Here is an 11,840-nt window from a genome sequence, read left to right on the forward strand (position 1 = left end):
ATGGTCAATGGGGGGCAATTGGCGGGCTATGCAAGCGATCCGGCGCACAGTCGGGGGCGCTTGCATGAAGAGGGCAAAACCACGCGCGGCCCGCGCGATGCGTTCCAACGCGACCGCGACCGCATCGTCCATTCGATCAGCTTCCGCCGCTTGCGCCACAAGACCCAAGTTTTTGTCGCGCCCGATGGCGACCATTTCCGCGTCAGGCTGACCCACAGCCTCGAAGTCGCGCAAATCGGTCGGGCGATGGCCCGCGCGCTGGGGTTGAACGAAGATCTGACCGAAGCATTATGCCTTGCGCACGACATCGGCCACCCACCTTTCGGTCACGCAGGAGAGCGGGCGCTGGAACGCGCGCTTAAAGATCATGGCGGCTTCGACCATAATGCGCAGACGCTCAGAACCTTGATGTTTCTGGAGCGCGTCTATCCGCATTTTGACGGGCTGAACCTCAGTTGGGAAACGCTCGACGGGCTCGCTAAACATAATGGGCCGGTGGCAAAGCGCGGCTGGGCGATGGAGGAGGCGAACGCGGCGTTCGACCTTGATCTGGCGCGCCACAGCAGTCTGGAAGCGCAGATTGCGGCGGTGTCCGACGATATCGCCTATGATAATCACGATATTGATGATGGCCTGCGCGCGGGGCTGTTGACGATGGACCAACTGCTCGGCCAACCCATTGTGCGCAAGGGTTGGGAGCGGATTATCGCAACCTATCCGGGCGTTGTGAAGGAGCGGTTGCAACGCGAACTGGTGCGCGACCAGATCGGCCAGATGGTCAATGATGTGATTGAAGCAACGCGCGCGCGACTTATGGAGCATCGCATCGAAACGGCACAAGATGTGCGCGCGGCAGGGCTGACGCTCGGCAATTTTTCGGACGTAATGCAAGCCGAGGAACGCGCGCTCAAACGCTTCATGTATGATAATCTTTATTATCACCCGACCCAGATTGCAGCCGCCGATGCCGCCGACACCGTGGTGTCCGGCCTGTTCAGCGCCTATGCCGCCGACCCTGTTTTGATGGGCGAGGATTGGGCGACGCGCTTGCCCGCCGACAATCCGCAACGCGCGCGTCATATTGCCGATTATATTGCGGGTATGACCGACCGTTTTGCGCTCAACCGCTTTGCCGAAATCTACGGTGCCGCAGCCGTGCCGGCGGGGCTGTAATGGCGAAACTTCTGATCGTCGGCGCAACCGGATTGATCGGGCGGCAACTTGTCGCGCGGTTACTGGATGAAGGCGTGCATGAGGTCGTCGCGCTGACCCGCACGCCGAGCGGCATAAGCGGCGCAAATTATAACGAACAAGTGGCCCCTGTGGAGGAATGGCCCGCACTGGTTGCGGCGATCCAGCCCGATTGCATCATCTCCGCGCTCGGCACGACCTGGCGATTGGCGGGCAAATCCGAAGAGGCGTTCCGCGCGGTCGACCAGCACCTGGTGCTGGCGGTGATGGCGGCGGCGCGCGGGGCAGGGGCGCGCCATGCGATTTCTGTGTCCTCGGTCGGCGCCGATGCCAGCACCCGCACTTTCTATCTGCGCGTCAAGGGCGAGGTCGAGCAAAGTCTGGCCGCGCTCGGCTTTGACCGTCTCGACCTGATGCGCCCCGGATTACTGCGCGGCGAACGCGGCAGCGAGCGACGGGTCGGCGAACGGCTGGGCATTTTGCTCAGCCCGATCACCGATGCGGTGATGGGCTTCGTCCCGCTGCGCCGCTATCGCTCGGTGGATTCAGCCGTAGTAGCGGCCGCGATGGCAACGCTGGTGGACCGCGCATCGGAAGGCAGCTTCGTGCATGAAAATGACGATATAGCGGCGCTGGCGAAGCGGATTAAGTAATAGGCGGCTTATATATAAAAACCGCGTCATACCCGCGAAGGCGGGTATCCATCTCCCGCCCTCACCTTAAAACGGGCGATCAGGAGATGGATCCCCGGTCAAGCCGGGGATAACGAATGAGTAGGGAAGGGAGTAGCTACCCCCCTCAATCCTCATCCACATGGTCGGGCAGGTCTTCCGTCTTGGTGCTGGCAAGCTCGTCCAGTTCCTTTTCGGTCATGCTTTCATACATTTGTTTCGACGCGCCCTGAAGCTCGGACACTTTGGTTTCGCCGCGTTTGGCGCTGAGCGCGGCACCGGCGGCGCGCTGCTGGGCTTTGGATTTGGCGGGCATGGCATAATCTCCTTCTCTTTCTTTCCAACGCGGACAAAGGCGAAAAGGTTGCGGGGCGCTCCGGCCCGTTTCCGCCACTGCGCGGCATATGGGCGGCTTTTTTGCGATATTGGCCCCAAGGCGGATTGACTCGACTCTGTATGGCCTTCATGGGCGGGGACAAGTCGCTGCCTTTTTTGAACGAAGGCAGATGGAAATGCGGGAGAGCGGGAGGCTTTGACCTCTCCACCGAAGGAGCAACCGCCCCGGAAACTCTCAGGTCACAAGGGACCGCATTATCCTGTCGGCACTCTGGAAAGCGGATGGCGCGCGTGCGGGCTATCCCACCGAAGGGGTAACTTTTTGGGCCTGACGGTCCTCAAAGGAAAACTCTCAGGTTCCCGTGACAGAGGGGGCATAGCTTGGGCTTGCGGCACCGGTGCGCGCAAGGACGCTATGTGACCGACGGAGAGTGTGTGATGAGCGACGATACTATAACTGAAGGCGAAGAAGCGGTCGCACTGGAAGTGCTGACCCTGCCGCTCGACGCATGGCACCGTGCCAAGGGTGCGCGCATGGTCGAATTTGCGGGCTATCATATGCCGATCCAATATGAAGGCATTATGGCCGAACATTTATGGACCCGCGAAAATGCGGGGCTGTTCGATGTGAGCCATATGGGCCAACTCCAGATTGCGGGTGAAGGCGCTGCAGAAGCGTTGGAAACGCTCGTGCCGGGCGACATTAGCGTGCTGAAACCGGGGCGGATGCGCTATTCGCTGTTGCTCAATGAAGAGGGTGGCATTTTGGATGATCTGATGATCACCAATGCGGGCGACCATCTGTATGTCGTGGTGAACGGCGCGGTGAAGCATGACGATATTGCCCATTTGCGCGAAGAATTGCCCGACGATATTACGCTCAACTATGACGAAGATGCAGCCTTGCTTGCCTTGCAAGGTCCGAAAGCGGTCGAGGTTCTGACGCGATTGGGCATCAAGCCTGCGGTTGACGGCCTCCCCGATGTGGGCGGGCTCGTCTTCATGCAGGCCGGGCCTTATGAATGGAACGGTGTGCCTTTGGGCATCAGCCGGTCGGGCTATACAGGCGAGGACGGTTTTGAAATTTCACTGCCCGCCGCTGCCGCCGAAGCCTTTGCCGATGCGCTTACCGCAGCGCCCGAAGTCAAGCCGGTCGGTCTTGGCGCGCGCGACAGTTTGCGGCTTGAAGCGGGCCTCCCGCTCTACGGCCATGACCTCAGCCCCGAAACCGATCCGGTCGAAGCCGATCTTGGTTTTGCCATCTCCAAGCGCCGCCGCTTGGAAGGCGGTTTTCCGGGTGCGGTCGATATTCTTGCCGAACTGGTCGATGGCGCCAAGCGCAAGCGCGTGGGCCTGACGCTTGAAGGCAAACAACCGGCGCGGGAAGGCGCGGATATTTATGCGGGCGGCCATCATGTCGGCGTCGTGACGTCGGGCGGTTTTGCGCCGAGCGTCGGTGGTCCCATCGCGATGGGCTATGTCGCCACCGAACAATCGCATCCCGGCACGATTTTGGAAATTGAAGTGCGCGGCAAGCGGCTCATGGCAACCGTGGTTCCCATGCCGTTCGTACCGCACAAATATGTGAGGAAGGCAGTCTGAATTATGGCACGTTATTTTACCGATGAACATGAATGGCTTGACGTAACCGGCGACGAAGCGACGGTCGGCATTACCGACTATGCACAAAGCCAGCTCGGCGACATCGTGTTCGTCGAAGTCCCCGAAGCAGGCAAGGATGTGAAGAAAGGCGAAGACGCCGCGGTCGTGGAATCGGTGAAAGCCGCGTCCGACGTTTATGCCCCGCTTGATGGCACCATCACCGAAGGCAATGCAGCGCTGGGCGATGATCCGAGCCTCGTCAACACCGACCCCGAAGGCGAAGGCTGGTTCTTCAAACTGACGCTCGCGGATAAAAGCCAGCTCGACGGCCTGATGAACGAGGCCGCCTACAAGGATTTCATCGCGAGCCTGTAAGGCGAAGAAAAGCCCCTCTCCTTCAGGGGAGGGGTTGGGGTGGGGTTCGTCCGCAAACGCAACGCGGGCCGACAAACCCCACCCCACACGCCTAATTCGCATACGCTCATAAGGCTAAATTGCCCCTCCCCTAAAGGAGGGGGTTAGGAACCAGAACCCATGCGTTACCTCCCCCTGACCGACACCGACCGCAAGGCGATGCTCGATGTGATCGGCGCAAAGTCGGTCGATGACCTGTTTGTCGATGTGCCCGCCGAAGCGCGGCTTAGCGGCACGATTGAAGGCTTGCCCGATCATGCCAGCGAAATGGCGGTCGAGCGCCATATGAAGCGGCTTGCGGGTCAGAATATGGTCGCGGGCGACGTGCCGTTTTTCTTGGGCGCCGGGGCCTATCGCCACCATGTGCCTGCGTCGGTCGATCATCTGATCCAGCGCGGCGAGTTTCTGACCGCCTACACGCCTTACCAGCCCGAAATCGCGCAAGGGACGCTGCAAGTCCTGTTCGAATTCCAGACGCAAGTCGCGCATCTGTTCGGCTGCGACGTCGCGAACGCCTCCATGTATGATGGCTCGACCGCTTGTTATGAAGCGATCAGCATGGCGGGCCGCGTGACGCGCCGCAAAAAGGCGGTGCTGTCTTCGGGACTTCACCCGCATTATGTGTCGGTTGCCGAAACGATGGCGAAATTTACCGGCGACACGCTGGACGTTGCCGCGCCCGAACTGGTCGCAGACACCGATACCGAGCGGCTGCTTGGCGCGATCGACAAGGATACAAGCTGCGTCGTCGTCCAATATCCCGATATTTTGGGCCGTATTACCGACCTTACCCCGATTGCCGATAAGGCGCATGAAATGGGCGCGCTGCTCATCGCGGTCGTGACCGAGCCGGTCGCACTTGGCGCGATTGAAGCGCCGGGCCATATGGGCGCGGACATTGTTGTCGGCGAAGGCCAATCGCTGGGCGTGGGCTTGCAATTTGGCGGGCCCTATGTCGGCCTGTTTGCGACCAAGGAAAAATATGTGCGCCAGATGCCGGGGCGCTTGTGCGGCGAAACGGTGGACGCAAGCGGCAAGCGCGGTTTTGTGCTGACGCTGTCGACCCGCGAGCAGCATATCCGCCGCGAAAAGGCGACCTCGAACATCTGCACTAACTCGGGGCTGTGCGCGCTGGCGTTCAGCATCCACATGACTTTGCTCGGCGAGCGGGGGCTGACCGAATTGGCGGCGCTCAACCATGCGCTGGCGTGTGATGCGGCGGACCGCTTGGCCAAGGTGCCGGGTGTGAAGCTGTTGAATGACAGCTTCTTCAACGAATTTACGCTGGTGCTCCCTAAGGAAGCGCGCCCGGTTGTGCGCGAACTGGCGGAGCGTGACATTTTGGGCGGCGTGTCCTTGGGGCGGCTTTATCCCACAGTGTCGGCACTCGAAAACGGGTTGCTCGTTGCCGTCACCGAAACCACCACAGCGGAAGATGTCGAAGCCTTTGCCGTAGCGCTTGAGGAGGTGCTGAAATGAGCGAACTGAACGCAAGCGGATGGCGCCCCGAAATGGGCGGCGCTGACGAACTGACCGGCCCCGAAACCTTCACCGGTAACAAGGCGCTGATGCTCGACGAGCCGCTGATTTTTGAAATTGGCAGCCGCACGACCACGGGCGTGGATTTTGACCAAATCTCCCCTCCCCTTCAGGGGAGGGGCCGGGGGTGGGGCCTGTCGGAAAGCTCGGCCTCCGTCAACAACCCCCACCCCAACCCCTCCCCTGAAGGGGAGGGGCTTAATAGGTTGGGAAGTTTGGCCCGCAAAAACCCGATCAATCTGCCCGGCCTGTCGGAATCCGAAACGGTGCGCCATTATACGCGCCTCAGCCGCCAGAATTACGGGATTGATCTGGGCTTTTTCCCGCTCGGTTCCTGCACGATGAAGCACAACCCGCGCCTCAATGAAAAGGTTGCGCGGATGCCGGGCTTTGCGGATATTCACCCGCTCCAGCCGGTCGATACGGTGCAAGGCGCCCTCGGCGTCATCAATGAACTGGCAGTGTGGCTCATCAAACTGACCGGCATGCACGGCGTGGCGATGACCCCCAAAGCGGGCGCGCATGGCGAGCTTTGCGGCATCCTTTGTATCCGCGCCGCATTGGAAGCGCGCGGCGATGCGCGCTCGGTCATCCTTGTGCCGGAAAGCGCGCATGGCACCAACCCCGCGACCGCCGCTTTTGCCGGCTATAAGGTCGAAAATATCCCCGCAACACCCGAAGGCCGTGTCGACATCAAGGCGCTTGAATCGCGTCTTGGTCCCGATGTTGCGGCGGTGATGATCACCAACCCCAACACCTGCGGCCTGTTCGAGCGCGACATGAAGCGCATTTCGGACATGGTCCATGCGGCGGGCGGGTTTGTCTATTGCGACGGCGCGAACTTCAACGCCATCGTCGGCCGCGTGCGTCCGGGCGATTTGGGTGTCGATGCGATGCACATCAATCTCCACAAAACCTTCTCCACCCCGCATGGCGGCGGCGGTCCGGGTTCGGGACCGGTGGTGCTCTCCGAAGCCTTGTCGCCGTTCGGTCCGCTCCCCTTCACCGCGCGCTATGAGGACGGCCATATCCGGCTCATCGAGGAAGAAAATGCCGCGGAAGAGCATCCGCAGACGTTCGGCCGTATGTGCGCCTTCCACGGGCAGATGGGCATGTTCACCCGCGCGCTCGCTTATATTATGAGCCACGGCGCGGACGGGTTGAAACAGGTCAGCGAGGATGCGGTCTTGAACGCCAACTATATCCTGCGCTCGATGGAAGATATGCTCGACGCGCCGTTCGCACCGTCAGGGCCGTGTATGCACGAAGCGATCTTCTCGGACAAAGGCTTTGCCGAGGGCTTTTCGACGCTTGATGTGGCGAAGGGACTGATCGACGAAGGCTATCACCCGATGACCATGTATTTCCCGCTGGTGGTGCATGGCGCGATGCTGATCGAGCCGACCGAAACCGAATCCAAGCGCGTGCTGGACCAATTTATCGGCGCGCTGCGTTCGGTGGTGGCGCAAGCCAAGCAGGGCAATCCGACCCTCAAAAACGCGCCCTATTACGCGCCGCGCCGCCGTTTGGATGAAACCTTGGCGGCAAGAAAACCGATCCTCGGCTGGAAAGAATCCGTGCCGGAAGCCGCTGGCACCGGTGCGGGCGCGAATATCGGCGGGGGCTGAGGAGATAGACCTGCGCAATCCTTCTCCCTTGATGGGAGAAGGATGTGAAGACTTGGCAGCTTGCTGCCTAGTCGTAGCTGGATGAGGGTGTGCTCTCAGCCAAGCGCGGTTTTTCCGGAGAGATCACCCTCATCCAACTGCGCCTAAGCTCGTTCCTCGCTAAGGCTCCATATCCTTCTTCCATCGAGGGAGAAGGATGGTGCGCGCACCTACACCGGCAAGGTGCAGGTAAACCGCGTCTCCGTCTCGTCCGAGGCGACGCTCAATGTTCCGCCATGGACGCGCGCGATTTCGGAGGCGATGAACAGGCCTAACCCCAAGCCATCCTTGGATTTGCCTTGGTCCTGCCGGTAAAAGGCGTCAAACAGATGCGGCATCGCGTCGGCAGGGATAGGCTTGCCGCCATTGGCGACATAGATGGTGAGATTATTGGCGCACAGCGAACCGCCGATGCGGATCGGCTGGTCAGGGTCGCCATGCGTAATCGCATTGCCGATGAGGTTCGACAGCATCTGCGCAATGCGGTTATGGTCGACGGAAAGGCGCGGAAAAGCGGGGATCGCTATTTCGATGCGGCGTTCCAGATTGGCGGCCTTTAATTCCAGCGCGACCTGTTCGATGGTTTCGGACAAATCGCGGTCGGCATCATGGTGGAGCGTCACCCCCGACCCCAGCCGCAACCGCGCAAAATCGAGCATATTACGGATCATATCATCCATGCGGCTCACGCTGCCTTGTAACAGCCCCAAAATCTGCTCTCCGCGCTGGTCGAGTGGCTGGTCGGCAAGCAGGCGGATGCCCGATTGGAAGGCGGCCACCGGATTGCGCAAATCATGGCCCAGTACCGCGATAAATTGTTCCCGTAACCGCGCGGTTTCGCGTTCTTCTTCCAGCTCGTCCTGCGTTTCTTCCAACTCGTCCTGCGTCAAACGAAGCTGGCCATCCACCATCAGATATTGCGCGATCAAATCGGCAAATAATTTGAACATATTGATGGTTTGCGGATTGTCGATAGCGGCGGGGCGCGGGTCCACCGCGCATAATGTCCCGAAAAATGTGCCGTCCTTCAGGATGATCGGCTGCGAAATATAGCTTTCGATACCGTACAGCGCTGGTGTCGGATGGGTGTGGAAAATCGGGTCTTCGGCGACATGGTTGATGACCACGCCTTGGCGCGTTTCGCGAATCTCGTTGCAAATGGTGGTCGCAATATCCAGCTCATCCCCGGCGCGGATGCCGAAATTAATATCGTCTTGCACCTTGCACGCAATCCAGCGGTCATTGGTCACGCGCGCAACCGCAGCAAAGCCAAGGCCGGTGGTTTTGCAAATCACGTCAAGAATACGCGGCACAGCTTCGATCCGGCCAACCGCTTCAATATCATGACGATAATCGTGGGGCACGGGCTGTCGCATAAGCGGGGCGTTCACGTCGAAATCCTTGAGCATAATAGTCCGGCAAAGGAGTGGAGCGCGCAGCTATAGCAGAACGCGCTGAACAAACGACAACAAAGCATCGCCGAACAGGGGTTTCATCGCGCCAATCGTCCGGTTAGGAAGGGATATGCCGCCAGCAAGACCTTCATCACCCGCCGCTTTACGCAATCGCGGGCCGATTGCCGATATTTTACAGGCAATTTTGCCAGATACCGGCAAAATCCTCGAAATTGCGAGTGGGACGGGTGAACATGCGCTCTATTTTGCCCAGCGGTTCCCGCAAATGCTGTGGCAGCCGAGCGACGGGTCGGATGCGGCGGTCGCAGCCATCGAAAGCTGGCGCGCGACGGCGGACTTGCCCAATTTGCTTGCGCCGTTAAAGCTTGATGCGTCCGCCCCCGAAGGCTGGCCGGAAATGGACAATATTTCCGCGATTTTGTGCATCAACATGGTGCATATCAGCCCTTGGGCGGCGACCGAAGGGTTGATGCGGGGGAGCGCAAAGCTGCTAGCCCCCGGCGAACCGCTCATCCTCTATGGCCCTTATATCCGCGAGGGCGTGGAAACGGCGGCGTCCAACCTTGCTTTCGACGAAAGCCTCAAGCAGCGTAACCCCACTTGGGGCCTGCGTACTTTGGAGGAAGCCGCCGAACTGGCTGATCTTTACGACTTTGCGCTGGAGCAAGTGACGCCCATGCCCGCCAATAATATCATCGCGCTTTTCCGCAAATTTATGGCGGAGTGAGCGGCATCTAGGCGCTATCAATACGCAAAAAATGGCCGGACATGGTTTCCCACGTCCAGCCATCCTCCAGCCGGATATTCCAGCGTTTCACGCTATAAAAGCGCGTATCAAGATCAATTAATGGCTTCTTCGCCCGCCTGACCGACCGATTGGATGTCCTTGCCGACGCCCTTGACGGTGGCGCACGCCGATACCGACAAGGCTATTGCTGTCAAAACCATAACAAAAGCTGACTTTTTCATCTAGTTTCCCTCACTTCATATATTATTTCGTGCTGCTTCAACGTTCCGGACTTGCCGCCGGTTCCATGAACGCTTGCTGAGCGCGAACGCGCTCGCGCCACAGGATATAAAGGCCGCTCGCGATGATGAGCGGGGCGCCGAACCATGTCGCTGCACCCGGCCATTGGTAAAACAGGATGAAACCGATGAGGCTCGCCCACAGAAGGCCGGTATAATCCATCGGCATGACCAGCGCGATGGGCGCAAGGCGTAACGAAGCGGTGAGCGCAAGCTGCGCGATGCCCCCCGCAACCCCCATCAGCAGGAGAAGGCCCCAGGTCGGGCCATCATGAAATTGCCCGACACGCAGCATCGCAAGGCCCAGCGGTATGAGCGAGGTCAGCGCGAACCAGAAAACGATGGTCGGCGCGCGCTCGGTTGCGCCAAGGCGGCGCAGCACCACGGTGACGCTCGCGGTCAGCATGGCGGCGACAATCGCGACGCTGCCGCCGTATAGCGAGATATGGCTGCCACCCGGTTGCAGTACGATGACGACCCCTACAAAGCCTGCCAACACCGCGCCCCAGCGATGGATGCCGGTCGGCTCCTTGAGCAACAATGCGGCCAGCGCGGTCGCGAAAATCGGCACCGCAAAGCCGATGGTGGTCGCCTCCGCCATCGGCAGCAAGGTGTAGCTCCAGAAATTGAACCCCATAGCGACAATGCCGATAATCATGCGGATAAGATGCGCCATCGGGCGGTGGGTGCGCATCGCTTCAAAGCCCGCACCGCGCCCGCTGCCTTGCCCCGCCGCCATCCATAATAATACGACGCCGAGCAGGATGAACTGGCGGTAAAACAGGCTTTCGATCACGCCCACGCCCCGTTCGCCGAGCAATTTTACGCAGGCGAACATGACGCTCAGCATCGCAACCGACAGCAAGCGCAAAGCCATGCCCGCAAGCGGGCGCGAAGGGGCGGTCGCGGTAACGGGGTGCGCCTTAACGCGCAGGCTTGACGAAGCGCAGCGTCATGCGGTCGCTTTCGCCAATCGCCTGATATTTGGCGCGATCCTTATCCTTTTCGGAAAAAGTCGGGGGCAAGTTCCACACGCCGCCCGGATGGTCATGCGTATCGCGCGCATTGGCATTGACCTCGCTCGCTTTGTCGAATTTGAACCCTGCCGCCTCGGCAAAGGCTTTGACCGACGACACTTTCATATAGCCCGATTTTTCTTCGAGCGCCGCATCCATATTTTCCGGCAAGCGATGTTCGACCACCCCCAGCACGCCGCCGGGTTTCAGCATCGCGAACATCTGGTTGAACGCGGCTTGCGTCTGGTCCGCGCCGCCAAAGCGCCAATTATGGACGTTGCGGAAAGTCAGCACCATGTCGGCGCTGCCGTCGGGCACTTTGCTGCCGCTGGTGTAAGGAAATTCGGCGAGCTTGATATGACCGTAAAGCGCGGGCTGTGCGGCCATCAGCGCCTTGACGCCATTATGCCCGCGCTCGCCGGCAGCGGCGGCATAAAGCGCGCCTTTATCCTTGGTGAGCGGCCCCAGAATTTCGCTATACCAGCCGCCGCCGGGCCAGATTTCTACAATCGTCATGTCCGGCTTTGCGCCGAAAAATTTCAGCGTTTCATAAGGATGGCGATACACGTCGCGCGCGCTATTGGCAGGCGCACGGGTGGGTGTTGCGATGGCGCTGCGCAAGGCCGCATCGGTCGCTGTTTTTGCCGGAGGCTGCTTGGCGGCGCTCACCTGATAGGTGCCAAGCGCGGCGACAGAAATGGCAAGGGAAAGGGCGGCAAGGGTAAAGCGGCGCATGGTCAATCTCCGGTGAAGCAAACGGGCTTTCCAATCATAAGCGATGCACCGCACGGCGCAAGATGGAGGAGAGGGGGTAAAATCTTATCCACCAAAATCCTCCCCGTAAAAAAATCCTGCCCGTAAAAAGGTCAGCCACGCAATCCTCCCCTGTAAGGGGAGGTGGCATTTGCGTAGCAAATGACGGAGGGGTGTCGCGCTATCGAGAGGGTATCACCCCTCCGTCAC

The 11,840-nt window shown here is 60.0% G+C and carries 12 protein-coding genes and 1 riboswitch; of the genes, 7 read left to right on the top strand and 5 right to left on the bottom strand.

Going from position 1 to position 11,840, the window contains the following annotated elements:
- Both DMP17_RS00770 and DMP17_RS00775 read left to right on the top strand, forming a co-directional pair.
- Entirely contained in the window at positions 1-1,173 is a 1,173-nt protein-coding gene (locus DMP17_RS00770; RefSeq protein WP_337827176.1) for a deoxyguanosinetriphosphate triphosphohydrolase, read from the top strand.
- Positions 1,173-1,844, top strand: a complete 672-nt coding sequence (locus DMP17_RS00775) for an NAD(P)H-binding protein (protein ID WP_337827177.1) — start codon at positions 1,173-1,175, stop codon at positions 1,842-1,844. Before DMP17_RS00770 ends, DMP17_RS00775 begins: the two co-directional genes overlap by 1 nt.
- 145 nt (positions 1,845-1,989) lie before the next feature.
- Here the strand turns inward: DMP17_RS00775 and DMP17_RS00780 are convergent, their stop codons facing one another.
- Entirely contained in the window at positions 1,990-2,178 is a 189-nt protein-coding gene (locus tag DMP17_RS00780; protein ID WP_337827178.1) for a DUF3008 family protein, read from the bottom strand.
- Between the two features lie 189 nt (positions 2,179-2,367).
- Positions 2,368-2,461: riboswitch (glycine riboswitch) on the top strand.
- A gap of 154 nt (positions 2,462-2,615) precedes the next feature.
- Between DMP17_RS00780 and gcvT the strand changes: the two genes are divergently transcribed.
- The 4 genes from gcvT (at position 2,616) to gcvPB (ending at position 7,381) form a co-directional block, all read left to right on the top strand.
- On the top strand, positions 2,616-3,800 hold the full coding sequence (gene gcvT / locus DMP17_RS00785) for a glycine cleavage system aminomethyltransferase GcvT (protein ID WP_337827179.1): 1,185 nt from the start codon (positions 2,616-2,618) through the stop codon (positions 3,798-3,800).
- 3 nt (positions 3,801-3,803) lie between these two features.
- Positions 3,804-4,175 carry a glycine cleavage system protein GcvH gene (gene gcvH / locus DMP17_RS00790; RefSeq protein WP_337827180.1) on the top strand — a complete coding sequence of 124 codons (372 nt, stop codon included), beginning with the start codon at positions 3,804-3,806 and terminating at the stop codon, positions 4,173-4,175.
- 159 nt (positions 4,176-4,334) lie between these two features.
- The gene (gene gcvPA, locus DMP17_RS00795; protein ID WP_337827181.1) at positions 4,335-5,693 is read left to right on the top strand and encodes an aminomethyl-transferring glycine dehydrogenase subunit GcvPA; all 1,359 of its coding nucleotides are present in this window, start codon (positions 4,335-4,337) and stop codon (positions 5,691-5,693) included.
- The gene (gene gcvPB / locus DMP17_RS00800) at positions 5,690-7,381 is read left to right on the top strand and encodes an aminomethyl-transferring glycine dehydrogenase subunit GcvPB (RefSeq protein ID WP_337827182.1); all 1,692 of its coding nucleotides are present in this window, start codon (positions 5,690-5,692) and stop codon (positions 7,379-7,381) included. The genes gcvPA and gcvPB overlap by 4 nt, the downstream gene beginning before the upstream one ends.
- 209 nt (positions 7,382-7,590) lie before the next feature.
- Here the strand turns inward: gcvPB and DMP17_RS00805 are convergent, their stop codons facing one another.
- Positions 7,591-8,811: a GAF domain-containing sensor histidine kinase gene (locus DMP17_RS00805; RefSeq protein WP_337827183.1), complete on the bottom strand. Its 1,221-nt coding sequence runs from the start codon at positions 8,809-8,811 to the stop codon at positions 7,591-7,593.
- 133 nt (positions 8,812-8,944) lie between these two features.
- On the opposite strand from DMP17_RS00805, the gene DMP17_RS00810 reads away from it, so the two are divergent.
- A complete protein-coding gene (locus DMP17_RS00810; RefSeq protein ID WP_337827184.1) occupies positions 8,945-9,562 on the top strand; it encodes a DUF938 domain-containing protein in 618 nt (205 codons plus the stop codon).
- Between the two features lie 113 nt (positions 9,563-9,675).
- Here DMP17_RS00810 and DMP17_RS00815 read toward each other — a convergent pair whose 3' ends face one another.
- Genes DMP17_RS00815 through DMP17_RS00825 form a run of 3 tightly spaced genes read right to left on the bottom strand, consistent with a single transcriptional unit; the run spans position 9,676 to position 11,612 of the window.
- Positions 9,676-9,804, bottom strand: a complete 129-nt coding sequence (locus tag DMP17_RS00815; protein ID WP_337827185.1) for an entericidin A/B family lipoprotein — start codon at positions 9,802-9,804, stop codon at positions 9,676-9,678.
- 37 nt (positions 9,805-9,841) lie between these two features.
- A complete protein-coding gene (locus DMP17_RS00820) occupies positions 9,842-10,738 on the bottom strand; it encodes a DMT family transporter (RefSeq protein WP_337827186.1) in 897 nt (298 codons plus the stop codon).
- Between the two features lie 46 nt (positions 10,739-10,784).
- Positions 10,785-11,612: a class I SAM-dependent methyltransferase gene (locus DMP17_RS00825; protein WP_337827187.1), complete on the bottom strand. Its 828-nt coding sequence runs from the start codon at positions 11,610-11,612 to the stop codon at positions 10,785-10,787.
- Between the last annotated feature and the right edge of the window lie 228 nt (positions 11,613-11,840).

This window comes from Pseudonocardia sp. TMWB2A (assembly GCF_017312135.1).

Coding starts and splice junctions, on each gene's coding strand:
- DMP17_RS00815 (WP_337827185.1), bottom strand. CDS start 9,804: ATGAAAAAGTCAGCTTTTGTTATGGTTTTGACAGCAATAGCCTTGTCG.
- DMP17_RS00825 (WP_337827187.1), bottom strand. CDS start 11,612: ATGCGCCGCTTTACCCTTGCCGCCCTTTCCCTTGCCATTTCTGTCGCC.
- gcvPA (WP_337827181.1), top strand. CDS start 4,335: ATGCGTTACCTCCCCCTGACCGACACCGACCGCAAGGCGATGCTCGAT.
- DMP17_RS00820 (WP_337827186.1), bottom strand. CDS start 10,738: ATGGCTTTGCGCTTGCTGTCGGTTGCGATGCTGAGCGTCATGTTCGCC.
- DMP17_RS00810 (WP_337827184.1), top strand. CDS start 8,945: ATGCCGCCAGCAAGACCTTCATCACCCGCCGCTTTACGCAATCGCGGG.
- DMP17_RS00770 (WP_337827176.1), top strand. CDS start 1: ATGGTCAATGGGGGGCAATTGGCGGGCTATGCAAGCGATCCGGCGCAC.
- DMP17_RS00780 (WP_337827178.1), bottom strand. CDS start 2,178: ATGCCCGCCAAATCCAAAGCCCAGCAGCGCGCCGCCGGTGCCGCGCTC.
- gcvH (WP_337827180.1), top strand. CDS start 3,804: ATGGCACGTTATTTTACCGATGAACATGAATGGCTTGACGTAACCGGC.
- gcvPB (WP_337827182.1), top strand. CDS start 5,690: ATGAGCGAACTGAACGCAAGCGGATGGCGCCCCGAAATGGGCGGCGCT.
- DMP17_RS00775 (WP_337827177.1), top strand. CDS start 1,173: ATGGCGAAACTTCTGATCGTCGGCGCAACCGGATTGATCGGGCGGCAA.